Below are 23,292 nucleotides of genomic sequence, written 5' to 3' on the forward strand. Positions count from 1 at the left end.
TCACACCCACGTCCGAGGGCGGAAACGGTTGGCCCGCTCCACCAGTTCGATCCTTTCCTCGCCACCCTGTGCGAGCCGGGCAAGCGTTCGGTAAGAGCGCTCCAGGCCGTAGCGGAGGCCACGCTCGTCCAGATCGTTGCCGAGCAGCACGGTCCGCGAGCCGCTCGCCGGTGCAGCGGGTGCTGTCGGCGGAGCGGATGCGTGACCAGAGTGCCTACCGGAGAGTACCCAGTCCAACGCGGTGCCAAGGACCTCGGTGGAGAGTCGCTCGCGGCGCACCGCGTCGAGGCCGAAGCCCGCGAGGGCCTCCACCTGGCCCGCCGCAGCCGTCAGGTCGTCCAGGACATCGAGGAAGGGCGCGCCGGGCGACGGCGCGGTGTCCAACGTCATACGGTGCCGCAGCCTCGCCCGCACCGCCGCGACGCGGGCCGCGGTGTAGTGGATGGAGGACTCGGGCACCGACTCCAGAGTGCGCACGGCGCCGCGCCTGTCGTCCGACGCGAGCTGTACGCGGGCCAGGCCGAACGCGGCGCTGACATAGCTCGGGTCGGTGGCCCACACGAGGCGGTAGTACTCGGCCGCGTTGTCCAGCTGCTCCAGGACCTCCGCGCAGACCCCGAGGGCCAGCTTGGGCGCGGGCTCGCCGGGGAACGCGTCGTACACGGCGTCGAAGGACAGCGCCGCGTTCTCGTGGTCGCCGATCGCGAGCGAGGCGACGCCGCGGTACCAGACCACCCGCCAGTCGTCCGGGTGCCGTAGCTCCAGGTCGGACAAGGCCTGTGCGGCGGGCTTGAGTTCGCCCATCGCAAGGCGGGCGCGGAGGCCGCGCAGCTGGAGCTCCACGGAGTCGGTCGTCGCGGCGTCGAGGGCGGTGATCAGCTCGGCGGGCGCGGACGCGATGAGCCCGGCGAGGAACCCGGCGTTCGGGTCGTTCGGGTCGACGCGCGGCACCGGCAGGGCGAGGGCCGTCGCGGGGGCGTCGAGGGAGCGGACGATCCGGGCGTGCGGGGCGGCCGGAGGCACGGGCGGCGCGATCGCCGGGGTGCCGTTGCCCTGAGCGTTGCCCTGACCGGATGCGGATGCGGATGCGGCGCCATGGCCATTGCCCGCCGTCAGTTCCGGGCGCCCCTTCCGCCGCCCCGTCGGCAGCACGCGTACCCCGAAGTGCGAGACGTCCCCGGTCAGCTCCGCGAACAGCTCGGTGTCCGTGACCTTCACCTCGGGCCCGAACAGCGTGGAGAGCGCGGGGCGCGGCCGACCCGTCTGGAGGGCCACGACCTCCCGCAGGACGCCCGTGAGCTGCTCCGCCATCTCCTGCGCCGAGGCGAACCTGCGGGCCGGGTCGGGGTCGGTGGCGCGTACGAGGAGGCGGTAGAACGACTCGTACTTGCGGAAGACCTCGATGTTGTCGGGGTCGGGCAGGGAGTCCACGAAGACGTTCGTGTATCCCTGGAAGTCGAAGGTCAGCACGGCCAGGGTGCGTGCCACCGTGTAGAGGTCGGAGGCCACCGACGGGCCCAACTCGGCCACTTCGGGGCCCTGATAGCCGACCGTGCCGTAGATCGCCGACTCGTCGTCGTCCATGCGGCGGACCGCGCCCATGTCGATCAGCTTGAGCTGGTCCTCGGTCTGGATCGCGTTGTCGACCTTGAAGTCGCAGTACAGGAGATTGCGGCTGTGCAGATGCCCGAGGGCTTCGAGCGCCTCGATGCCGAACGCGCAGGCCTGTTCGACCGGCAGCGGGTCGCGCTTGCCCTGCGGCGTACGGCGTTCGTTGGCGATCTCCTTGAGGGACTTGCCGCCGACGTACTCCATGACGATGTAGCCGTCCATGGAGCCCGTGCGCTGGTCGAGGTGCTCGACGAAGTTGTAGATGCGCACGATGTTGCTGTGCTCGATCTCGGCGAGGAAGCGGCGCTCGGAGATCGCGGCGGCCATCGCGTCCTGGTCGCCCGTGTCGAGCAGGCCCTTGAGGACCACCCAGCGGTCGGAGACGGCGCGGTCGACGGCGAGATAGACCCAGCCGAGCCCGCCGTGCGCCAGACAGCCCACGACCTCGTACTGACCGTGCACGATGTCGCCGGCTGCCAGCTTCGGCACGAACGAGTACGGGTGACCGCACTTGGTGCAGAACCCCTCGGTGCGGCCGGGGCGCTCACCCCGGGCGCGGCCCACCGGGGCACCGCAGTCGGAGCGCGAGCAGAATCGCTTCCGCTCGGGAACCTCGGGGTTCTCCTGCACCGCCTGGCGCGGATCGGGGCGCGGTACCTCGGGCACGAGGACCAGGCCCACGCCCAGCCTGCTGCGGGCCGACGAACTCGCCGCGGCACCGGAGCTGCGCACCGAGACGGACCGGGACGTCGAGGCGCCGGACAGCGAGCGCGAGAGCCGCCCCGACACCGACCTGCGCGAGGACTGGGAGCGCGCCGAGCGGGACGAGGAGCGCGAACTGGACCGGGAGCTGCTGCTGCCCGAACCCCTTCCGCCGCCGGTGATGCCGGTCGGGGGAGAGGACACCATGCCCGTCGGAGAGACGACCGGGGCCAGGCCGCAGGTGTCGCAGTACAGCTCGCCGCCGCCCACGTCCTCGTACGACCCTGTGCATCCGGGTCGCTGGCACTTCCGCTGCTCACTCATGCTTCCCCCCTCCGGTCGGTGGGTCCGCCTTGTTGCGGCACCCTCGGTGCTAGGACTTCGGCGGCCGCCTGCTGGTAGCGGAGCACGGCCTGTTCGGCGACGCGCAGATCGCAGGGCGCGCTCCAGAGCATCCGGCGCGCCGCGTCGTACCGCTCGACGAGGAAGGGGTCCTCCGCGTGGCCGAGCCGGGCGACCTTCGCCTTGTACGCGTCCAGGCGCCCGCGCAGCTCCGCACGGACCGCGAGTGGCTGCGTGACGGCGCTCAACGACTCGCGGGCCCGCAGGAGTTCGTCCTCGGCCTTCTCTTCGAGTGACTCCAGGAGTGGCGAAAGGCGGTGCCACTGGGCGTGCCTGCGGTAGTCGGACGCCATGGCCAGCTGCTCCTGCAGCGCGGTCGAGGGGCCGCTGACGGCGGGCACTTCGGACGCGGCGATCTTGGCGAGCACCTCGCCGCGCGCCGAGCGTGCCTCTGCCAGGGTGCGGTCCGCGCGCGAGAGCACGTCACGCAGCCTGCCCAGGCGCAGCTCCGCGTCCTGCCGGACGGTGAGCACCGCGTCTATCTCGCGGCGCACGTCTTCAAGCGCGCGGGCCTCGCGGTCGTACCGCTCGGTGTGCGGGCGTCCGCCACCAGGGGCCGAACTGCCCTTCGCGGGCTGCCAGAAGGCCAGCGGATCGGACACCACCTGCTCACGGAGCAGTGTCAGCTCCGCTGTGATCCGCTCCAGGTCGTCGCCCGCCGGATGTTCGCCGGGGCGTACTCCCACGGAGTGTGCGAGCTGGCGGGTGCGGTGCAGCTCGGCGGCCAGGAGGTCTATCCGGGCGGGCAGCGCGGACCAGACCGCGTCGGCGGCGACGACCATGTCGAGCGAGTGCGCGTACAGGTCGTTCATCCGCGCGACGAGCTCGACGAGGGTGAAGCGTTCGGTGAGCTTGGCAGGACCGGTGATCGAGGCCGACGGCGCGGGGGCGGCGCCGCCGGCGACGGTGATGCTCTCACCGCGCAGCAGCTCGGTCAGCTCCACCAGGTCGTCCCTGTTGGGCCATCGTCTGCGGACCCGCACGTCGTGCGCGGTGCGCAGGGCGGCGGCGTACGCGTCGAAGTACGCCCAGAGAAGGGTGATCCGCTGCTCGGTGGACTGCCAGCGCTCCTGTGTGGTGCCGGTGAGACCGGCGCCTTCGAGGAGTCGGCGGCCCGCGTGATCCTGAAGGGCGAGGAGTGAGGTCTCGATCGCCTCGTGCTCGGCGTCGAGCCGCGCCAGCGCACGGTCCACCTCGTCCCGGTCCATCACAGGACCGGGGGGTCCCGCGACGCTCATCGATCACCTCTCCGCTCTGCGTTGCTGTTCACGTCCGGCTCAGTCGCTGTACTTCGGCGCGGGCGGTCCGGCCGATGTGCCGAGGGCCGGCTTCAGCCAGTGGTCGTACGACTTCTGCCAGCCGCTCTTGCGATAGTCCTCCAGGACCTGGTTGACCCGCCGCACCAGGTCGTCGTCGCCGTTCTCCGGCTTCTTCATCGCCACGCCGTAGTACTCGGTGTTGAGCGGCGCGTCGCCCTTCAGCTCCACCGTCGGATCCTGCGCGGCCTGGCTCGCGGCGAGCGCGCTGTCGGTCACGACGGCGTCCACCTCACCGAGCTGGAGCCTCACCAGGCAGTCGAGTTGGTTGGGGACCGTAGTACCGATGTCGGCACCGAGGCCCTTCTTCTTGAGCTCCTCCAGCTTGGTGAGTGCCGTGGAACCCTTGGCCGAGCAGACCTTCTTGCCGTCCAGTGTGTCGTTGAACCCGGTGATGTCCGAGGACTTGGGTGCGAGGACCTGCTGGCCGGTCTTGAAGTAGGCGGTGGAGAAGGAGACGTCCTTCTCGCGTTCGCAGGTGATCGTCATCGTCCGTACGACCATGTCGACCTGGCCGCTCTGTATGGCCTTGACGCGCTGGTTGGTGGGGATGGCGCGGAAGAGCACGGCGTCGCGGTCGCCGAGGATGTCCTCGGCGATCTTGTGCGCGAGGTCGATGTCGAAGCCTTCGAGCGTCGCCGTCTTCTTGTTCGGGTCGCGATATCCCCAGCGGTAGCTGTTCTGGTCGACGCCGACGATGAGCTTCTTGACCTTGCGGTTGCGGATGGCCTCGATCGTCGGGCCGTCCTTGCCGGAGGGCGACAGGCTCGCCTCGGGGGCCTCGCACTCCTCGGCGCGCGCGGGAGCGGCCTCGGCGGAACGCTGGGACGCACCGCTCGCACCGGCGTCCCCGCCCGACTTGGCCGCACCGCCCGCCTCCGGCAGCACCAGGACGAGGGAGCCCGTGAGCGCGCAGGCCACCGCCATGGCGGCAGCTCCGCCCCAGCCGCGCAGCCTCGCCAGTCCTCGCGTACGCATCGTCCGCTCGCCCCCTCTCACCTGTACTCCGACAGCCTGCGCCCGATGCCGAGCAGGGCGCCCGCGGCGGCGAGCACCGCGAGCACGGCGGCGCCCTGCGGGAGCCCGGTCATGGCTCCCTTGCCGTCCTTGGCCGCCTGCTGGAACTCACCCTGCTCGTGCTTCAGCGCGACATCGAGTGCCGCGTCGACATTGTCGAAGCACTCGCCGGTGGGCTTGTCCTTCTTGTCGCCGACGACCTTGGCGAGCGCTCCCTTGTAGTCACCCGCGTCGTCGCTGTCGCGCGCGGTCTTGTGCCGGTCCTTCCAGACCGCCACGTTGTCCGCTGCGGCCTTGACCGGGTTCCTGCCCGCTGCGTTGTCGGCGATGGCCGCGGCCTTGCCGAGGAGCCCGCTGTCGGCGCTGCCGAGCTGCTTCATCTGCGCCTGGTAGTCGACGTCGAACTTGTCCTTGATCTCCTTGTCCGCACCGACCTCGACGGTCTCCGCGCCCCGGCTGACCAGCGTGAGGTTCTCGTTGCTGCGGGCCTTGAGCGAGCTGATGCGGGCGTCGTTCAGGACGTTCAGGGACTGCACACCGTGGTCGTACGAGTCATTGAGCCCCGAGCGCGCGAAGGTGTGCCCGGCGACCAGCCAGAGCAGCACGATCGTGGAGGCGGCGGTCGCGGCGACCAGACCGTGGTTCAACACCCGGTTCGTACGGTGGTAGTTGCGGCGCTGGGCCCAGAAGAGGGCGCCGAGCGCGACCACGCCGAGGGCGATGGCGAACCACGGATACGGCTTCGCGTCGGCGTAGTCCGACTTCAGGCGCTGCTTCTCCGCGGTGTAGAGCTCCTCGGCCGCCGGGAGCATCTGGGTCTGCATCTTGTCGTTGGCGTACCGCAGATAGGCGCCGCCGAGGGGGAGGCCCTGGCGGTTGTTCGCGCGGGCCCGCTCGATCAGGCCGGTGTACTCCGGGAGGAGTTTGTTCAGCTTGCTCACCGATGCGGCGGCCGTCGAACCCGCGCCCGCGTTCGACGCGGCGTTGGCCAGCTTCTCGGATGCGCGGTCGATGTCGCGGTTGTACCGGTCGCGCACGGCGGCGGGCTCCTGACCGCCCGCCAAGAAACCGCTGGAGGCGGCCGTGTTGGCGTCCGCGAGGGAGCGGTAGATGGCCGCCGCGTCGTCGCTCAGCGGCTGGCTGCGGTTCAGGACGCTGTTCGCTGCGTCCGAGCGGTCGGTCATCTGCCAGGTGGTGACCGCGCCGAAGGCCACGACGAGCAGCGCGAGGACGGCGCCGATGATCCGCAGCCTGCCCGGCTCGGTCGTCGCCGCGGCGCGCAGCCGGTCGCGGCCTTCTATCCAGGCGGGGCGGCGGGGTTCCGCGCTCTGCACGGTCTCCGAGGGCGCCGCGGAGCCCCCTCCCGCCTGAGGCGGGACGGTGGGCATCGTCGGCGCAGCCTGTCCCGGCGGCGCGGCACTGCCGTTAGGCGGGTATGTCACCTCGACCTCGACCTCCCCCTTGGTCATCGGACGTTCACTTCCGCCCGGAGTGCGCTGAGCGGGAAGAAGTGCACGGCCGCAAGTATCGCCGCAGGGACCGACATCCGCACAGGCATTGACTCGATCTTGTGCTGATCATCGTGTCCGCATCACCGTGTACGGATCCTCCTGCACAAGTCCCCGTGTCCAGTTCACGCGCCCCCTCTGCCCGGGTCACGCGAAGATCGCAGAGCACCCCTGCCCTTGAATACGCGATTCAGTACGGTTCGGTTCCCTGCCGGGCCTGTGAACTCCGCCGCTTCAGGCTCCCACGCCACTCTCGTAGTGCCCCCGCACGCGCGCGTGCACCTCGGTGGGCGCCCCGATCTGGTCAAGACCGAGCAGCGCGGCGCCGAGCACGGGACGGGCGACGACCACCCGGGGCACCGCCTTGGGCGCCCGGTCGGCGAGCAACGTACGGATGCGGTCGTCCAGTTGCGGGTGGCGGGCGGCGAGGACGCCGCCGCCGAGCAGAACCGGGGCCTCCTCGCCGAGCAGGCCGAGCCGGTCGAGGGCCACGGTCGACATGACGACGACCTCGTCGGCCATCCGGTCCACCAGCGAACGCGCCACCGCGTCGCCCGCCGCCGCCGTGGCGAAGAGCACCGGCGTCAGCTCGTGCCGCCGTACCGGAGCGATGCCCCCCAGATGCAGCGCCTCTATCAGCGCGTACATGGAGGGCAGGCCGAAGTGCGCGGGCAGTGCCTCGCGCAGCGCGGTCGCTTCGCCGCGGCCGTCCTCGGCCCGCGCCGCGAACCACAGCGCCTCCTCGGCGAGGGCGCCGCCCCCGCCCCAGTCGCCGGAGATCCGGCCGATGGCGGGGAAGCGGGCGGTGCGCCCGTCGGGCAGCATGCCCACGCAGTTGATGCCCGCCCCGCACACCACCGCGACGCCCCGCGGCTCGGCGTCCTCCAGGAGACCGGCCCGCAGGATCGCGAAGGTGTCGTTGCGTACGTCGACCGATCGGCCCCACGCGCGGCGGCGCAGGGCATCGGCCAACTCCCTCTCCTCCACCGGCAGATCGGCGTTGGCGAGACAGGCGGACACATGCCCGACGGAGTCCACGCCCGCCTCGGCGAAGGCCCGCGTCACCGCCTCCTCCAAGATGTCCACCGCGGCCTCGACGCCGACCTGGGGCGGCTGGAACCCGCCGCCGCGTGCCGCGCCGACGACCTCGCCGTCGGCCGCGACCACCGCGACGTCGGTCTTGCTGTTGCCCGCGTCGATCGCGAGCACACTCGTGCCTACGCCCACGCCAGGTGCTCCCGGTTGTGCGCGATGAGGCTGTCGGTGAGCTGCTCGGCGTACGCGTACTGCCCGACAAGCGGGTGGGCGAGCAGCGCCTTGAAGACCCGCTCGCGCCCACCGTGCACCGCCGCCTGGAGGGCGAGGTCCTCGTACGCGGTGACGTTCGAGATCAGCCCCGCGTACAGCGGGTCGAGCTTCGGCACCGCGAGGGGCGTGGCGCCCGAGCCGTCCACCGAGGCCTGTACCTCGATGACGGCGTCGTCCGGCAGGAACGGCAGTGTGCCGTTGTTGACGGTGTTCACCACCTGGAAGGGGCTGCCGCCGTTGCCGAGCAGCGAGGCCGCCAGATCCACGGCCGCCTCCGAGTAGAAGGCACCGCCGCGCTTGCCGAGCAGGGCCGGCTTCTCGTCGAGGGTGGGGTCGCCGTACATCTTCAGGAGCTCGCGCTCCATCTCGGCCACCTCGGCGGCCCGCGACGGCTTGGTCTTCAACTCCTCCACCACGGCGTCGTGCTGGTAGAAGTAGCGCAGGTAGTACGAGGGCACGACGCCGAGCCGGTCGACGATCTCGCGCGGCATGCGCAGGTCCGCGGCGACCGCGTCCCCGTGCTCGGCGAGCAGCTTGGGCAGGATGTCGTCGCCGTCAGGCCCCCCGAGACGTACGCCCGTCTCCCACGTCAGGTGGTTGAGCCCCACGTGATCGAGGTGCACGTCGCCCGGGGTGACGTCGAGCAGCTTGGCGAACTTGCGCTGGAAGCCGATCGCCACGTTGCACAGGCCGACGGCCTTGTGACCGGCCTGGAGCAGCGCCCGCGTGACGATCCCGACCGGGTTGGTGAAGTCGATGATCCAGGCGTTCGGGTTGGTGCGCCGTACGCGCTCGGCGATGTCGAGGACGACCGGCACGGTGCGCAGGGCCTTCGCGAGGCCTCCCGCGCCCGTGGTCTCCTGGCCGACGCAGCCGCACTCAAGGGGCCACGTCTCGTCCTGGTTGCGGGCCGCCTGCCCGCCGACGCGCAGCTGGAGCAGGACCGCGTCGGCGTCCGCGACGCCCGCGTCCACGTCGGACGTGGTGACGATGCGGCCGGGGTGCCCCTGCTTGGCGAAGATGCGCCGGGCGAGGCCGCCCACCAGCTCAAGGCGGTCGGCTGCCGGGTCCACGAGGACGAGTTCCTCGATCGGCAGGGTGTCCCTCAACCGCGCGAATCCGTCGATCAGTTCGGGTGTGTAGGTCGACCCTCCGCCGACCACTGCGAGCTTCATATCGGTTCTCAGCCCTTTACTCCGGTGAGGGTGACGCCTTCTACGAAGGCCTTTTGTGCGAAGAAGAAGATGATGATGACGGGAGCCATGACAAGCAGGGTCGCGGCCATGGTCATGTTCCAGTTCACGGCGTGCGCGCTCTTGAACGATTCCAGGCCGTAACTCAGCGTCCAGGCGCCGGGGTTCTGGGCGGCGTAGATCTGCGGCCCGAAGTAGTCGTTCCAACAGTAGAAGAACTGGAAGAGCGCGATGGCGGTGATGCCGGGCTTGGCCATCGGGACGACGATCTTGATCATGGTACGGAACTCGCCGCAGCCGTCGACCTTCGCCGACTCGATGTACTCCTTGGGGATGGTGAGGAGGAACTGGCGGAGCAGGAAGATCGAGTACGCGTCACCGAACGCCATCGGGATGATCAGCGGCCACAGCGTGCCCGACAGATGGAACTGCTGGGCCCAGACCAGGTACATCGGGATCACGATGACCTGCGGCGGCAGCATCATCGTCGAGATGACGAGCAGCATCGCCGTGCGGCGCCCGCGGAAGCGGAACTTGGCGAGCGCGTATGCCACGGGGATCGCCGAGCAGACGGTGAAGAGGGTGCCCAGACCCGCGTACATCAGCGAGTTGCGCCACCAGTCCAGGAAGCCCGGCGTCTCGAAGACGGCCTTGTAGTTCGACCAGTGCCAGGAGTCGGGCCACAGGTCGCCGCTCATCGCCTGCGAGTCGCTCATCACCGACGTCAGGAAGACGAAGACGAACGGCAGGATGAAGAGCAGCGCGACGCCTATCGCCACGCTGTGCACGGCGATCCAGTGCAGGATCCGCTTGCGGCGGGCGCGGGCGGCGGCGGGGCCTCTGGCCGGGGCGGTGCGTTCGGGCGCCGACGCGGGCGCGCTGAGAGTCGTGGAAGTCATCGAAGTCCTCAGTCCTCCGCCGCGAGCAGCCCGGAGCGCTTGCGCATCAGGAGCAGCGTGACGGCCATGGCGATGGCGAAGAGCACGAGCGAGAGCACGCACGCGGCACCGGTGTTGAAGTTCTGGAAGCCCATTTGGTAGACGAGCTGGGGGACCGTGAGGGTCGAGTGGTCCGGATAGCCGGGCTGGATCACTGATCCCGGGCCGATGTTGACGCCGGACGCGACCTTCCCCGCGACCAGGGCCTGCGTGTAGTACTGCATGGTCTGTACGACGCCCGTGACCACCGCGAACATCACGATCGGCGTGATCGCGGGCCAGGTCACGTAGCGGAACTTGGCGAACGCCCCGGCGCCGTCCAGGTCCGCGGCCTCGTACTGCTCCTTCGGTACGTCGAGCAGTGACGCCATGAAGATGACCATAAGATCGCCGATGCCCCAAAGGGACAACAGTACGAGCGAGGGCTTGGCGGTGGCCGGGTCGTTGAACCAGTTGGGCCCCGATATCCCGACCGCGTCGAGGATCTCGTTCACCGGTCCCGTGCCCGGGTTGAGCAGGAAGACGAAGGCGACGGTGGCGGCCACCGGCGGGGCGAGGTAGGGGAGGTAGAAGGCCGTGCGGAAGAACCCGGCGCCCGTCTTGATCTTCGTGATGAGCAGCCCGAGCGAGAGCCCGAAGACGACGCGCACCGCCACCATGATCACGACAAGCCACAGTGTGTTCCACAGGGCCGGGCCGAACAGGGGCATCTGCTCGAACACGTACTTCCAGTTCCGAAGCCCCACGAAAGTGGGCTCCTTGATCTGGTTGTAGTGCATGAACGAGAAGTAGACGGTGGCGAGCAGCGGATACGCGAAGAAGACGCTGAAGCCGACGAGCCAGGGGGAGAGGAAGCCGAGCGTACGCAGTCTGCGGCGCGCGGGGTTGGAGAGGGAGAGTGCCATGGCGGGGTCCTCAGCTCTTCGACTGGAGGGTGTCGGCGTCGATCTGCTCGTCGAGCTTCTTCAGGCTCTTGCGCAGGTCGGGGACGCGCCCGGCCTCGACGCCGTAGGCGAAGTCCTGGAGCGAGACGACATAGGCGCCGCCGTTCACGGAGGGCGGCAGGGCCTTGCTGTGCTTGTTCTGAAGGATGTCGAAGAAGGTCCGGAAGGTCGGATCGGCGTCCAGGTCGGGGGACTTGAGCGCCGCGAACGTGGAGGGCACGTTGTGGATGGCGTTCGCGAAGTTCACGACCTGCTTGGTGTCGGCGGTCAGGAACCGCACCAGCTCCCACGCGGCGTTCTGGTGCTTGCTGCTGTGCGCGATCCCCGCGACGGTGCCGGTGATGAAGCCGCGCCCGTACGTGTCGGCCTGGTCGTCGGGGACGGGCAGCGGGGCCACACCCCAGTCGAACTTCGCCTTCGCCTCGTCCAGCATCAGACCGCGCCACTCACCGTCCAGGTGCATGGCGACCTTGCCGGTCAGGAAGGCGTTCTGGCTGGACATCTCGTCGCCGAAGGTCAGCCGGAACCGCTCAAGATCGTTGAACCCGCCCTGTGCGTCCGCGAGTTGGCGTGCGGTCTTGAAGAACTTGTACGTCTTCGGGTCGTCGGTGAGGCTCGCGTTGCCCTTGGCGTCGAAGTACTGGGGGCCCCACTGGGCGAAGAGGCGGTCAGGGCTGTTCTGGTAGAAGCGGAAGTTGGGCAGGTACCCGACCCGCTTGTACGAGTTCTTGCCGCTGCGCACGGTCAGCTTCTTGGAGACCTTCTCGAACTCGGACATCGTGCGCGGCGGACGCTTGATGCCCGCCTCCTTGTAGGCGTCCTTGTTGTAGTACATCCCGAAGGCGTCCGCGAGCAGCGGCAGCGCGCACTGGTTGCCCCGGTAACTCGTGTAGTCGAGCAGCGTCTTGGGGAAGGTCTTGCGCTTGTCCAGGCCGGTCTTCTCCATGAACGGATCGAGGTTCGCCCACATCCCGGAGTCGCAGTACTGCCCCACGTTGTTGGTGGTGAACGAGGAAACGACATCAGGGGCCTTGTCGCCGCCCGCCCGCAGGGCCTGGTTGACCGTCTCGTCGGAGACGTTCCCCGTGGCCTTCACCTTGATGTTCGGGTGCAGCTTCTCGAAGCGGTCGATGCTTTCGTTGACGGCCTTGACCTCGCCGGGCGTCGACCAGCCGTGCCAGAACTTCAGGGTGACCGGCTCGGTCGGGTCGTCGTTCGCGCTGCCGACGCTCGGATTGGCGCAGCCGGAGAGCAAGAGACCGGCTGCGGCGAGCGCCGCGGACGCGCAGGTGGGCATGCGCCATCGCGGCATGGCGGACTTCCTTTACGGGGGAGGGAGTTGAGGTGCGGGGAGGTACGGGGAGGTACGGAGAGGCGCGGTCCGGCGTCAGGCCGTGTCGAAGACCTGGTCGCGGGCCTGGGTGAGGGCGGAGCGCAGGGCGCCGGTGAGGATCGGGTCGCCGTCGAGTTCGCTGATGCGGATCTGGGGGCGCGGCAGTGCGAGCCCGGTCAGCTCCTCCTCGACCCTGACGCGCAGCTTGTCGCCGCCCGCCTGGGCCACGGAGCCGGAGAGTACGACGAGTTCGGGGTCGACGACGGCGACGACCGCGGCGATGCCGGTGGCGAGGCGGCGTGCGACCTCGTCGAGCACGGTGTCGTCGGCGAAGGCGTCCGCCAACGTGGCCGCGCCGCCCGCGAGTTGCTTGACGACCGGCGCGGAGACGAGGCTCTGGAATCCGCCACCCCCGTCGGGGCCGCGGGTCGCCTCGGGGCCGCCGTGCGCCAGGGGAGCGCCGGGCAGCGGCATGTAGCCGATCTCGCCCGCGCCGCCTGTCGCGCCGCGCAGCAGGGTGCCGCCGAGCACGATGGCGGCGCCGACGCCGTCGTCGAGCCAGGTGAGCACGTAGTTGTCGTTGTCCTGGGCGGCGCCCTCGTACTGCTCGGCGACGGCGGCCAGGTTCACGTCGTTCTCGATGTCGACGGGCGTGCCGAGGACGGCGGCGAGATCGTCGCGCAGCGTCCGCGAATGCCAGCCCGGGAGGTGCGGGGCGTACCGCAGCTCTCCGGTGTGCGGGTCGAGGGCGCCGGGCGTGCCGATCACCGCGGCCCGCAGATCGTCGTGGCCGAGGCCCGCCTGGCGCAGCGCCTCGTCGACGGCCTCCGTGACCAGTTGCGCCGTGCGGTGGCGCACGTCCTCGGCCACGGCTTCCGCCTCGACGCGCGCCTGACCGATGACGGTGCCGGTGATGTCGGCGACGAGCGCGGTGATCCCGGTGGGGTCGGCGGACAGGGCGGCGACATGTGCGGCGCCCGGGTCGATCTCGTACAGCAGGGCGTTGGGTCCGGGGCGCCCGCTGAGGCTGCCGGTGGTGTGCACGAGGCCGGCGGCTTCGAGGCGCCCGAGCAGCTGTGAGGTGGTGGGTTTGGAGAGGCCGGTCAGCTCACCGATGCGGGTGCGGGTGAGCGGCCCGTGCACGACAAGCAGGTCGAGCACCGCCCGGTCGTTCATGGCGCGCAGGACGCTGGGCGTGCCGGGGGTTCCCGGGGTGCTGCTTGCTGCTGCCATGACGACACCTGCCTATCGGCTGCCCGAAGGTTAGCGGCCGTGCGCCGGTCGGCGCTTGCCCGCTAACTGTTAGGAAACTTTCCAATTCGTGAGGACCGTACGACTGGCGTGAATGAGGCGTCAATAGCGCACGCCCCCGCGGCAACCAAGTCGTTACCTGCGGGGGCGGGGCGTTGCACGGGGTGCTTCTTGCCCGTGTCTCGCTCATGCCTCGCCCGTGCCTCGCCCGTGCCTCGCCCGTGCCTCGCCCGTGCCTCGCTCATGCCATGGACGAAAGTCATGGGCCGCTCCGCACTTTCGCCGGTGCCGGGCGCCCACCCGCGATTCCTACGCTCACCGGCATGAACAGCAACCGCGCTCACCGCCGCACTCGCAGCCGATGCAGGGCCGCAGCAGCCCTGGTGGCACTCACCTTCCTCGCGCCGACAGCCGTGGCCTGCGCCGACGGCGGCGGCTCGTCATCGCACCGCCCCGCTTCCACGTCGAAACGCGAAGCCGGACCGTCCCTGCCGCGCCCGTCGGGACCCCACAGCATCGGACGGGACACCCTCCACCTCGTGGACGCGAGCCGCCGCGACCTGTGGGTGCCCTCGTCAGGGGCCCGCGAGCTGATGGTGTCGGTCTTCTATCCGGCCCAGCGCGGCGGCGGTGGCGCCGGTGCGCCGTATCTGTCGGTCAAGGAAGCCGGACTGCTCCTGAAGGGGCAGAAGTTGGACAAGCGGATCGACGCCGAGCAGGTCGCGTCCACCCGGACGAACGCCAGGCCCGCCGCCCGCCCGGCCAAGGGAAAGCATCCGCTCGTGGTCCTCTCCCCGGGCTTCACGCTGCACCGCGCCACGCTGACCGGCCTCGCGGAGGAACTGGCATCGCAGGGCTACCTCGTAGCGCTCGTCGACCACGCGTACGAGTCCTTCGGAACGGAATTTCCCGGCAAGGGGGAGTCTTCCCGGGCGCAGTCTTCCCGGACGCTCACCTGCGTCGCCTGCGAGAAGGTCGAGGAGGCGCCGCACGGCGACGCGGGAGAGAAGGAAATGCTGGCCGAGGCCGCCAGGAACCGGGCGGCGGACATCTCCTACGTCATCGACGCGCTGACCGGACGAGCCCGCACCGGCGACGGGCGACACCCCGACTACCGGGCTCTGATCGACCCCCGGCGGATCGGCGCCGCGGGCCACTCGCTCGGCGGAAACGCGGCGACCGCGGCCGCCGGGACCGACCACCGAATCCGTGCGGCGGCCAACCTGGACGGCACCTTCTTCGCCCCGGTCCCGGCTGCCGCCACCGGCCGCCCCGTCCTCATGCTCGGCACCCGAAGCGGCCACAGCCCCCGCACCGATGATGTCACCTGGCCGCGCGAGTGGCAGCGCCTGCACGGCTGGAAGCGCTGGCTCACGGTCGCCGACTCCGGCCACCTCACCTTTACCGACATGCCGGTGCTCGGCGGTCAGCTGGGGATGACCGACCCCTCGGCCCCGCTGTCCGGCGAACGCTCGGGCGAGATCACCAACGAGTACGTCACCGCCTTCTTCGACCAGCACATCCGGTCCCGAGACCGGTCTCTCCTGGACGGCCCGTCGAACGCCAACCCGGAGGTCGCCTTCCACTCCCCATGACCCTCTGACTATGCGGCGCGGTCGTCTCGCAGAGCCTGGGCGAGCCAGGGGTACACCGGGTTCAGGTCCGGCACCACCTGCCAGCCGTTGACGATCCACACCAGCCGCCAGTACCGGTCCACCCCGGGATCGTGCGCCTCTTCGAACTGCTGCGCCATCCAGTCCCGGAATTCCGTGTCAGGAGTGCGCGCGAACACCGCGGCGAAGCGGTGCACGAGGTCATCGATGACGGGTGCGGCCCTGTCGCCGAGCGGGTCGATGCCCGCCTCCCTGGCCTCGGCCACCTTCTGACGGGTGAACTCCATCAGCTCCTCGCCGGCATCGCGCTCGATGCCGAGCGGGCGCCCGGCGGCCTGGCGTACGGCCGTCCGGCGCATCCGGGTACGGAAATCCTCGTCGCCGACCAGCTCGGCGAGTTCCATCCACGCGGCGACCTGCTCGCCGGTCGGGTCGTCGGGGAGGTCGGGAGTGGCGGCGCGGACCATGGCCACTGCGGCCGGGTCGGCATCCACCGTGCCGAAGGTGCCCTCCACGAAATCGTCGATCAAACGTCGGCGTTCCTCGCCGGACAGCTGCGTGAGCCTGTGCATGAGCTTGGTCTCCTCGGGGCTTGACCCGCGTCTTGCCACGACTCGCAGAACACTCCGACGCAGTTGCAGCACCCGGATCTGGACGTCCACGGCGTCGGCGTGCGCCGCGGCGACTTCCGCCACCGAGAGCTCACGGTCCAGTACCCGTTGGATCGTGGCCAGGTCCATGCCCAGCTCGCGCAGTGTGCGCAGGAGTTCCAGACGGAGCAGTGCGTCGAGGTCGTAGAGCCGATAGCCGGCGGGACTACGGGTGGTCGGCGCTACCACCCCCGAATCGGAGTAGAACCGGATGGTCCTCACGGACAAGCCGGTCCGCCGGGAGAGCTCCCCGATCGAGTAGAGGGTCGTAACGTCCATGTCCCCCACTCTGCTGTCTCCAGTCACTGGAGACTCAAGGGCATTCCCAGCGGGCCGCCCCGACCGCGACCTACTTCGCCAGGTTCGGCGGCGGTGCTATCGGGGACGCCGCCAGGGACTGCGGGGAGGTCGCGGACGCGTACGCCGAGGGGGCCGCGACTCCCGCCGACGGGTCGGGTGCCTCCTCCGTCGCCTGGAGGGGGAGGCCGCCCACGATGCGGATGCCCGCCGCGTCGAAGGCCCGCTTGATGCGCCAGCGCAGTTCGCGCTCCACGCCCAGGGCGTTGCCCGGCATCGTCTTCGCGGAGACCCGCACGACCATCGAGTCAAGGAGCACGCTGTCCAGGCCGAGCACCTCGACCGGGCCCCAGAGGCGCTCGTTCCACGGCTCGTCCTTCGCCATGGACTCGCCGACCTCGATCAGCGTCGCCTGCACCTTCTCCAGGTCCTCGTCCGGGCGGACGGTGACGTCCACACCCGCCGTCGACCAGCCCTGGCTGAGGTTGCCGATGCGCTTGACCTCGCCGTTTCGGACGTACCAGATCTCGCCGTTGTCGCCGCGCAGCTTCGTGACGCGCAGGCCGACCTCGATCACCTCGCCGGAGGCCACGCCCGCGTCGATCGAGTCGCCGACGCCGTACTGGTCCTCGAGGATCATGAAAACGCCGGAGAGGAAGTCCGTGACCAGGTTGCGGGCGCCGAAACCGATCGCCACACCCGCGACACCCGCCGACGCGAGCAGCGGGGCGAGGTTGATCTGGAACGTGCCGAGGATCATCAGCGCGGCGGTGCCCAGGATCAGGAACGACGCCACCGAGCGCAGCACCGAGCCGATGGCCTGCGAGCGCTGGCGGCGGCGCTCCACGTTGACCAGGAGGCCGCCGAGCGCCGAACCGTTCACGGACTGCGCCGTGCGGTTCATGCGCTCTATGAGCTTGGTGATCGAGCGCCGGATGACCACACGGAGGACGACGGCGACGGCGATGATCAGCAGGATGCGGAGCCCGATGCCCAGCCACGCCGACCAGTTCTGCTCCACCCAGCTCGCGGCGTTCGTCGCGTGCTCCTGGGCGTCTTCCAAGGTCGGGGGCTTCGGCGTCGTCTTGTCGTCCGGGTCCGTTCCGGCTGCTGACAGGACGGACAGGAACACGGCAGGTACCTCCAGGCATAGCGGCCTGCCCAGGAGGAGCACCGGGCAGAGTCACCACACTAACGGGGCATTGTGTGTGGATCGTTGTGATGTTCGAGGGAGAGACAGTGCTCACTTGGGGAAGATGAGGGTGTTGTACATCTGTGGTCGAAAACACTCCGAGCCCGTTACCGGTACATGGTGGCGCTTGGACCAGGCATGAGGGGAGACTGGCTACAGATCGTCCCGGCGCGAGCCACGCGCCGCCGGCGTAATAGGAGGCATCCGTGCCGCACGTCCTGGTCCTCAATGCGTCGTACGAGCCTCTAGGCGTCGTACCGCTCCGCCGCGCGCTCGTCCTCGTCCTGGAGAACAAGGCTCTCTGCCTCGAGGAATCCGGCGCCTTCATGCACAGCGCAACGCGCACTGTCCCCGCACCCAGCGTGGTCCGCCTCAAGCGGTTCGTCCGGGTCCCCTACCGGGGGCCCGTTCCTCTGACCAGGCGGGCGCTCTTCGCCCGCGACGGCGGTCGGTGCATGTACTGCGGTGGCGTCGCAACCAGCGTCGACCACGTCATTCCGAAGAGCCGTGGCGGTCAGCACGCCTGGGAGAACGTGGTGGCGTCCTGCCGCCGCTGCAACCACACCAAGGCGGACCGTCACCTCCTGGAGCTGGGGTGGCGCCTGCGTCACAAGCCCGCGCCGCCCTCAGGGCTCGCGTGGCGCATCATCGGGACCGGGCATAGGGATCCGCGCTGGCTGCCGTACTTGCAGCCGTTCGGCGCGGACGACGCGATGGCCCGGATCGATGGCATTTCTGCCTGAGAGATCCGGGCTTTTACGTGTGACCGGGGCGGCCGGGGCGTCGGCGTCTTCACCGCTCCGGTCACCGTCATGAACCGTCGCGTCATGAGCTGTCGCGTCATGAGCCGTTACGCCGCTGTACGGCCGTGATCACGGCTGCCAGCGCCGCGACACCGCCGCCGAGCAGCCCGGCGCCCGCGCCCGCCGCTCCGTGGTCGACGCAGTACTTGGCGATCCAGAGGTAGCCCACGATCCCGCCCGCGCCGAGGACCACGCCGGTCACCAGGCCCGCCGCCCGGAACCACACGTTGACCAGGTCGAGACGGCGGTTGTGCTCGGCGTCCCGTATCCGCTGGTCGACGAGCCTGTTCTTCATCTGGAACTCCTGCTCGACGAGCGACAGCATGCGCTCGGCCGAATCCGACACAAGATCGTTCCAGATCCGCATCTGCTCGCCGGACGGCAGCTCGCGGTACTCGGCGGGTGCGGGTTGGGCTGCGGGCTCCGGGGATTTCTCCGGCTCCGGTGGGTTCTCCGGCTCCGGTGATCTGGGTGGGACGGGGGCGGTCATGGAGTGGTCCCGTTGTTGTCGGGCGAGGGGGACGGGGGAGGCGCGGGCGGGTCCGGGGCTCGCAGTTGGGGCACCGGCAGCCTGGAGTACAAGGCGTTCAGGGATCGTTCGACCTCGGCCCGTGCCTCCTCACGGGTGGGGCGCGGGGGGGCAGGGGCCGGCTGTCGGGGGCGCCCGGCCGTGTCCGTCAGCGGTCCTGAGAATCCCCATGCCGCCCATACGCCGTCCATGAAGGCGCGGCGTCGGGGCACGGGAGACGCCGTGGACGCGGTGTCGGGCGGGCGGGCGCGGGCGGGCGGCCTCCGCAGCCGGGCGCCGACGATCCCGATGACGACGAGCACCGCCCACAGGCCGAGCAGCGCGGCCGCCCCCCACGTCCCCCGCATCGGCGGCAACGCCCTGAGCAGGGCGTAGAGGCCGCCCGCGATCACCGCGAAGGCCAGAAGCAGGAGGGCGGGCAGTGCGGTGGCGGACAGCGCGGACGCGGTGTACTCGCGGGCCTTGGTGAGTGCGGAGCGGGTGACGGCGAGTGCGTGGTCGCGGGTGTGGTGGTTCAGCAGCGGGGCCCGGCCGCCGCGCCGTCCGGGGCCCGACAGCCGTACGTCGGGGCCGTCCGCCCGCATCAGGGCCCGTGCCCGCGGGTGGGCGGTGAGCATGCGCACGGAGAGCGGTCCATCGATGCCGAGCGCGTCGGTCAGGAACGGGCGGGGCGACCAACGGTCCGGGGTGGTGACGATCAGCGTGAGACGGCCCTGGAAGTGACGCATCAGGAACGCGTACGGACGGGGGAATTCCGCCACCGGCGGGACCTGGTCCGGCCGCTCCGGTTCCAGGACCATGACGATGTGCCGGGCCGGGGTCAGATCGACCAGATCGAACAACGAGTCGAGCGGTAGGCCGCTCCGGCCCGAGCTCCGGTCACCCGGGTCGCTGACGTCCAGGACGCCCGTGTAGTGGACGAGCAGCAGATCGCTCGTGTCGCGGGCGACTTCGTGGAGCCTGTACGAGCTGTCCGGGAAGGTGATGTCGAGCGCGACGACGCGGCCCGGCTCGGCGCGGAAGAGGCTGTTGGGCCAGCGGGTCAGGGAGTCCCGGAGGGCCCGCGTGGCAGGGGGAGAGGGGCGAGGCCTGTACGGGCGTCGCCCGCTGCCCGTCTGGTGGTGCCGCTCCCGTTCGTACCACTCGCGCTCACGGCGCTCCCGCTCGTACGGATCGTTCTCGTGACCGGGCCGGTGACGGTAGGCGTCCGGCCAGCCGACGTCGCCCTCGTACAGCAGAACGGCAGACGAGCGCCGCGCATCCGGTCGGTGCGCCAGTCTTCGCATGTCGATCCCCCCCGATGAGGCCTCGCCTCCATCATCGCGCGCCCGACCGCCCAACTGGCAAGTCCCGCAGGCGCGTTGCTGACGCCCCGCTCGTCTACCTGGCGTCGGTCACCGGATCGGCCACCGCGTACGCCTCCAACGACCAGAGGGAGTAGCCGAAGCGCGTGGCCCGCCTGTCGCCCTGCACCCGGACGTAGCGGGTGTCGCGGGCATCCATGCGGACCGCCTCGCGGCCGCCCCTGCCGTCCTTCACGGTCGCCGCCGTGCGCCAGGTCCTGCCGTCGGCGGACGTCTGCACGCGGTAGCCCGCCGCGTACGCGTCCTGCCAGCGCAGGACGACCTGACCGAGCCTGACCGGCTCCGCGAGCTCCATCTGCCACCAGGCGCCGTCCTCGTACCGCGACGACCAACGGGTCCTGGGGTCACCGTCGTTGGCGCCGGACGCCGGGAAGTCCTCCGTCTCGTCGCCCGACGACGACGCCTTCGCGCCGCGCGCCAGGTCGGGTCCCGCGGTGCGCGGGTAGGCGCGGACCGAGACCGTTCTGCTCCGGCCGTCGAAGGCGAGCGGAATCTCGTACGTTCCCGAGCGCGTGCCCGCCGGGACGGTGACGTCGACGGGGACGTCCACCTGCGTGCCGCGCGGCAGCGTGGACTTCTCGGGGGTGCGCACCTCGATGCCCTCGGGGGCCTTCGCCGTGACCTTGCCCTGTACGTCGCCGGGGCGCAGGGACGTCAGCTTCGCCGTGACCCGGTGCGGGCCGCCGCCGATCTCCACGTCGGCCTCGGTGTGGGCCAGGGAGAAGCGGGCGGCGGGGGAGTCGGCGTACCAGGGGACCAGGTGGCGGACCGTGCCCTCGGTGATCTTGACGCGGACGGCGTCGGCGCGCAGGCCCGTCCTCCTGGGCCCGGCCTCGGTGAAGCCCGTGCCGGACAGGGCGGCGACGCGGCGCCAGCCCTCGCCGGGGACGTGGGCCTCGATGCTGCCCTTGGTGCCGGGGTCGGTCAGCGCGGTCACCGCCGTGAGGGGGCGGGCGCGGGGGACGCGGACCGTCGCGCGGTCCGACGCCTGCTCGTTGTCGAGCCCCGCCCATGCCTCGTACGCCTTCTGCGACCGCGTGAGGAAGGGGGCCAGGACGCCCTTGCCGACGGTGACTTGACCGGCCGCCTTCAGCTCCTTCTGGAGTGCGGCCAGGGTGCGCGATGCGCGCCAGGCGGCAGAGCCGTCGCCGGTGGACTGCGCGCGCAGCATGTCGACCGCCGTCTCGCCCGCTTTCCCGTAGCGCGCCAACTGCGTCAACCAGGGCTGTACTTCGCGGGCGATCCCGCTGCCGTTGTCGCTGTCGGTGAGCCGCTGTGGTGCCTCCCTCATGACGGTGAAGGCATTCCGCAGGTCCTGCCCGGACTTCTTGACGCGGGCGGTGTCCGTCGTCGTACGCGCGCGCCAGAAGTCGTCGATGAGCGGGCGCAGATACGCTGATTCGTCGGCGCCGAGCACGGAGGACGCGTCATTGCCCGCGAGGGCGCGCAGGGCGCCCCGCGTCCTCCTGTCGCCGCCCGAGAGGTCGTCGATCGCGGCGAGCCAGGACTCGTGCGGGCGGTAGGCGCGCGGGTTCCAGGCGTAGTCGGCGGCGGTGAACAGCGGGATGCGGGACGCGGACGGCTGCTCCATGGCGTTGCCGAGCAGCGCCGCCGAGCCGGTGGCGACGGCGGGTTCGCGGCCGGTGTAGGGGCCGAGGAAGATGCGGTCCTGGGCGAAGTCGTTGACGGGGTAGTTGTCCATCGTCACGAGCGGGTGATCGCCGAACGCCGCGCGGGCGCCCGCGAGTTCACGCCCGGTGATGGTCTTGGGGACCACGCCGACGCCGGTCCACGCCACCTCGATGCGGTGGTCGAGGCGGCCCGCGATGGCGTCGCGGTACTTCGTCGAGCCGTTCTGGTAGTACTCCGTGGGCATGAGGGAGAGCGGCTTCGCGTCCGGATGGCGCTCGGCGAGGTGCGCGGAGACGGCGTTGGCGACGCGGGACTGCGCTCTCGCGGCGGCCTCGGGCCCCGAACCGAAGGCGTCGGCGTCCGCCCCGCAGTGCCACTCGCTGTAACTGACGTCCTGGAACTGCAGCTGGAAGGCTCGTACGCCCAGGGCCCACATCGCGTCGATCTTGCGGTTCAGGGCGTTGATGTCCTTCTCGGACGACATGCACATGGCCTGGCCGGGGGCGATGGACCAGGCGAGCGTGACGTGGTTGCGCCGCGCCCGCTCGGCGAGGGCGCGGAAGTCGGCGCGCTGGTCGGCGGGGTACGGCTCGCGCCAGCGTGCCTGGCGGTACAGGTCGTCGCCGGGGGCGTAGAGATAGCGGTTCTGCTTCGTGCGGCCCATGAAGTCCAGCTGGTCCAGGCGCTGCGCGCGGGTCCACGGGGTGCCGTAGAAGCCCTCCGTCATGCCGCGGACCGCGGTGCCCGGCCAGTCGCGGATCTGGACGCCGGGGATGGTCTGCCGGGTGCCGCCGGTGTTCTTCTCGCCGCTCCTGGTGACCAGCTGGCGGAGGGTCTGTACGCCGTGGAAGAGGCCGTCGTCGCCCACGCCCGCGAGGGCGACGGTGTCCCGGCCGCCGATCCGGCCCACCGCGAGGCGGTAGCCGCCGGACGGGAGGTCGCGCCGGTCGCGGGCGCCGAGGGTGCGCAGCGCCTGGTCCGCACTGACGCCTTCAGTACGGATGACGAGGTTTCCGCTGCCCGCGGGGAGCGGTTCGCCGTCCCTCACCTCGGTGATTCTGCGGGCGCCCGCGTCACTGAGGAGGGAGCGGAGGGCATCCATGGCGTACGGGTCCGGGGCCCGCCCTGTGACCAGGACGACCTCGTCGGTGACGGTGACCGGAGCCCCGGCCGTGCTCATGCTCATCGACTGGGGGCGGGGCCAGACCGGCGGGAGGGTGCCGTCGGTCTCCCGGTCGTCGTCCGGGGACGCGGCCGGGGTGCCGGGCTTTCCGGGGGTGCCGGGGGCGCCTGGGGCGGCGGCAGCGCCCGGAGCGCCGCCGAGCGTGCCGGCGATGACGGCGACGGCGATGGCCACCGCGCCCTTCCTGCGCCGCAGCTGCACGGCACTCTCCTCGAATCGGCTCGGCGCGGTCCCTCGTCCTGGGTTCTGGGCCCTGGGTCCTGATGATCACTTGCGGTGCATGAGTCGTCTCAGGGTGTCACTGAGCCCATCACCCGCATGGCTCGGGTGTCAACGGGCGCGGAGTTCGCACGCGCGTGCCGGAGGGGCGAAGGGGAGGGTGAAGGAGGGGTGGAGGAGGGGGGTGGAGCAGGGAGAAAGGAAGATCTTGCGTCTATGCCCCCGCTCGGGGAAACGAATGTGAGTACGCGCACGTTCATACAACGGATATGTCTGCGATCCCGCTT

The 23,292-nt window shown here is 70.6% G+C and carries 17 protein-coding genes; 2 read left to right on the plus strand and 15 right to left on the minus strand.

The window, feature by feature from the left end; all coding sequences use genetic code 11:
• The 10 genes from ACWFRJ_RS07975 to ACWFRJ_RS08020 form a co-directional block, all read right to left on the minus strand.
• Complete coding sequence (locus ACWFRJ_RS07975; protein WP_453525557.1) at positions 1 to 2,637, minus strand: tetratricopeptide repeat protein; 2,637 nt, start codon at positions 2,635 to 2,637, stop codon at positions 1 to 3.
• Complete coding sequence (locus tag ACWFRJ_RS07980; RefSeq protein WP_453525560.1) at positions 2,634 to 3,953, minus strand: hypothetical protein; 1,320 nt, start codon at positions 3,951 to 3,953, stop codon at positions 2,634 to 2,636. The genes ACWFRJ_RS07975 and ACWFRJ_RS07980 overlap by 4 nt, the downstream gene beginning before the upstream one ends.
• A gap of 39 nt (positions 3,954 to 3,992) precedes the next feature.
• Positions 3,993 to 5,009, minus strand: a complete 1,017-nt coding sequence (locus ACWFRJ_RS07985) for a glutamate ABC transporter substrate-binding protein (protein WP_453525563.1) — start codon at positions 5,007 to 5,009, stop codon at positions 3,993 to 3,995.
• Between the two features lie 17 nt (positions 5,010 to 5,026).
• Positions 5,027 to 6,517 (minus strand): hypothetical protein, encoded by a 1,491-nt coding sequence (locus ACWFRJ_RS07990; RefSeq protein ID WP_453525565.1) that lies wholly within the window; start codon positions 6,515 to 6,517, stop codon positions 5,027 to 5,029.
• Positions 6,518 to 6,790: 273 nt separating this feature from the next.
• Positions 6,791 to 7,783 carry an N-acetylglucosamine kinase gene (locus ACWFRJ_RS07995; protein WP_453525568.1) on the minus strand — a complete coding sequence of 331 codons (993 nt, stop codon included), beginning with the start codon at positions 7,781 to 7,783 and terminating at the stop codon, positions 6,791 to 6,793.
• Positions 7,774 to 9,039 (minus strand): 6-phospho-beta-glucosidase, encoded by a 1,266-nt coding sequence (locus ACWFRJ_RS08000; RefSeq protein WP_453525571.1) that lies wholly within the window; start codon positions 9,037 to 9,039, stop codon positions 7,774 to 7,776. Before ACWFRJ_RS08000 ends, ACWFRJ_RS07995 begins: the two co-directional genes overlap by 10 nt.
• An 8-nt stretch (positions 9,040 to 9,047) precedes the next feature.
• A complete protein-coding gene (locus ACWFRJ_RS08005; protein WP_453525573.1) occupies positions 9,048 to 9,956 on the minus strand; it encodes a carbohydrate ABC transporter permease in 909 nt (302 codons plus the stop codon).
• Between the two features lie 8 nt (positions 9,957 to 9,964).
• Positions 9,965 to 10,900, minus strand: a complete 936-nt coding sequence (locus ACWFRJ_RS08010; RefSeq protein WP_453525576.1) for a carbohydrate ABC transporter permease — start codon at positions 10,898 to 10,900, stop codon at positions 9,965 to 9,967.
• A gap of 10 nt (positions 10,901 to 10,910) precedes the next feature.
• Positions 10,911 to 12,251, minus strand: a complete 1,341-nt coding sequence (locus ACWFRJ_RS08015; protein ID WP_453525579.1) for an ABC transporter substrate-binding protein — start codon at positions 12,249 to 12,251, stop codon at positions 10,911 to 10,913.
• Positions 12,252 to 12,326: 75 nt separating this feature from the next.
• Positions 12,327 to 13,505: an ROK family transcriptional regulator gene (locus ACWFRJ_RS08020; RefSeq protein ID WP_453525582.1), complete on the minus strand. Its 1,179-nt coding sequence runs from the start codon at positions 13,503 to 13,505 to the stop codon at positions 12,327 to 12,329.
• Positions 13,506 to 13,846: 341 nt separating this feature from the next.
• On the opposite strand from ACWFRJ_RS08020, the gene ACWFRJ_RS08025 reads away from it, so the two are divergent.
• Positions 13,847 to 15,118, plus strand: coding sequence for an alpha/beta hydrolase family protein (locus ACWFRJ_RS08025; RefSeq protein WP_453525585.1), 1,272 nt, complete (start codon positions 13,847 to 13,849; stop codon positions 15,116 to 15,118).
• A gap of 8 nt (positions 15,119 to 15,126) precedes the next feature.
• Here the strand turns inward: ACWFRJ_RS08025 and ACWFRJ_RS08030 are convergent, their stop codons facing one another.
• A complete protein-coding gene (locus tag ACWFRJ_RS08030; protein ID WP_453525588.1) occupies positions 15,127 to 16,065 on the minus strand; it encodes a MerR family transcriptional regulator in 939 nt (312 codons plus the stop codon).
• A gap of 70 nt (positions 16,066 to 16,135) precedes the next feature.
• Entirely contained in the window at positions 16,136 to 17,215 is a 1,080-nt protein-coding gene (locus ACWFRJ_RS08035; RefSeq protein ID WP_453525590.1) for a mechanosensitive ion channel family protein, read from the minus strand.
• Between the two features lie 266 nt (positions 17,216 to 17,481).
• On the opposite strand from ACWFRJ_RS08035, the gene ACWFRJ_RS08040 reads away from it, so the two are divergent.
• Positions 17,482 to 18,018, plus strand: coding sequence for an HNH endonuclease (locus tag ACWFRJ_RS08040; RefSeq protein ID WP_190080400.1), 537 nt, complete (start codon positions 17,482 to 17,484; stop codon positions 18,016 to 18,018).
• A 97-nt stretch (positions 18,019 to 18,115) separates the two neighbouring features.
• Here the strand turns inward: ACWFRJ_RS08040 and ACWFRJ_RS08045 are convergent, their stop codons facing one another.
• From ACWFRJ_RS08045 to ACWFRJ_RS08055, 3 genes are all read right to left on the minus strand, one after another.
• Positions 18,116 to 18,568 carry a hypothetical protein gene (locus ACWFRJ_RS08045; protein ID WP_453525593.1) on the minus strand — a complete coding sequence of 151 codons (453 nt, stop codon included), beginning with the start codon at positions 18,566 to 18,568 and terminating at the stop codon, positions 18,116 to 18,118.
• Positions 18,565 to 19,893: a hypothetical protein gene (locus ACWFRJ_RS08050; protein ID WP_453525596.1), complete on the minus strand. Its 1,329-nt coding sequence runs from the start codon at positions 19,891 to 19,893 to the stop codon at positions 18,565 to 18,567. Before ACWFRJ_RS08050 ends, ACWFRJ_RS08045 begins: the two co-directional genes overlap by 4 nt.
• A 94-nt stretch (positions 19,894 to 19,987) precedes the next feature.
• Positions 19,988 to 22,987: a beta-N-acetylglucosaminidase domain-containing protein gene (locus ACWFRJ_RS08055; RefSeq protein WP_453525599.1), complete on the minus strand. Its 3,000-nt coding sequence runs from the start codon at positions 22,985 to 22,987 to the stop codon at positions 19,988 to 19,990.
• Between the last annotated feature and the right edge of the window lie 305 nt (positions 22,988 to 23,292).

The sequence above is a fragment of the Streptomyces sp. NPDC055239 genome, assembly GCF_053606205.1.

Excerpts from the sequence above, each read along its gene's own strand:
- ACWFRJ_RS07975 (WP_453525557.1), bottom strand. The coding sequence starts at position 2,637 with ATGAGTGAGCAGCGGAAGTGCCAGCGACCCGGATGCACAGGGTCGTAC.
- ACWFRJ_RS07980 (WP_453525560.1), bottom strand. The coding sequence starts at position 3,953 with ATGAGCGTCGCGGGACCCCCCGGTCCTGTGATGGACCGGGACGAGGTG.
- ACWFRJ_RS07985 (WP_453525563.1), bottom strand. The coding sequence starts at position 5,009 with ATGCGTACGCGAGGACTGGCGAGGCTGCGCGGCTGGGGCGGAGCTGCC.
- ACWFRJ_RS07990 (WP_453525565.1), bottom strand. The coding sequence starts at position 6,517 with ATGACCAAGGGGGAGGTCGAGGTCGAGGTGACATACCCGCCTAACGGC.
- ACWFRJ_RS08000 (WP_453525571.1), bottom strand. The coding sequence starts at position 9,039 with ATGAAGCTCGCAGTGGTCGGCGGAGGGTCGACCTACACACCCGAACTG.
- ACWFRJ_RS08005 (WP_453525573.1), bottom strand. The coding sequence starts at position 9,956 with ATGACTTCCACGACTCTCAGCGCGCCCGCGTCGGCGCCCGAACGCACC.
- ACWFRJ_RS08010 (WP_453525576.1), bottom strand. The coding sequence starts at position 10,900 with ATGGCACTCTCCCTCTCCAACCCCGCGCGCCGCAGACTGCGTACGCTC.
- ACWFRJ_RS08015 (WP_453525579.1), bottom strand. The coding sequence starts at position 12,251 with ATGCCGCGATGGCGCATGCCCACCTGCGCGTCCGCGGCGCTCGCCGCA.
- ACWFRJ_RS08020 (WP_453525582.1), bottom strand. The coding sequence starts at position 13,505 with ATGGCAGCAGCAAGCAGCACCCCGGGAACCCCCGGCACGCCCAGCGTC.
- ACWFRJ_RS08025 (WP_453525585.1), top strand. The coding sequence starts at position 13,847 with ATGAACAGCAACCGCGCTCACCGCCGCACTCGCAGCCGATGCAGGGCC.
- ACWFRJ_RS08030 (WP_453525588.1), bottom strand. The coding sequence starts at position 16,065 with ATGGACGTTACGACCCTCTACTCGATCGGGGAGCTCTCCCGGCGGACC.
- ACWFRJ_RS08045 (WP_453525593.1), bottom strand. The coding sequence starts at position 18,568 with ATGACCGCCCCCGTCCCACCCAGATCACCGGAGCCGGAGAACCCACCG.
- ACWFRJ_RS08050 (WP_453525596.1), bottom strand. The coding sequence starts at position 19,893 with ATGCGAAGACTGGCGCACCGACCGGATGCGCGGCGCTCGTCTGCCGTT.